The 223-nt window shown below is 62.3% G+C and carries 2 pseudogenes; both read right to left on the reverse strand.

What is annotated here, in order from left to right:
* Nucleotides 1–139, reverse strand: a pseudogene (locus tag E4K09_RS30310) (two-component sensor histidine kinase); the annotation flags it as partial.
* Nucleotides 136–223: pseudogene (locus tag E4K09_RS18540) on the reverse strand (DNA-binding response regulator); the annotation flags it as partial. The pseudogenes E4K09_RS30310 and E4K09_RS18540, both read right to left, overlap by 4 nt.

Consider the following 223-nt stretch of genomic DNA (forward strand, 5'->3'; position numbering starts at 1 on the left):
CGACCACGGATTGCAGCAGGATGACCGGCGCGATGATGATGATGAGCGCGCGCGCATAAAGCCCCTTCGGCAGAAATCTGCCGAACCAGCGCGCCGCCCGATCGAGCGGCGTGTAGTGAAGGGCCGCGCCGATTTTCATCGGTCGATCACGAGGCGATAGCCGATCCCGCGCACGGTCTGCAGAAAAATCGGATTGGCGGGATCGTTCTCGATCTTGCGACGC

It is taken from the genome of Microvirga pakistanensis, assembly GCF_004458765.1.
GTDB lineage: Bacteria > Pseudomonadota > Alphaproteobacteria > Rhizobiales > Beijerinckiaceae > Microvirga > Microvirga pakistanensis.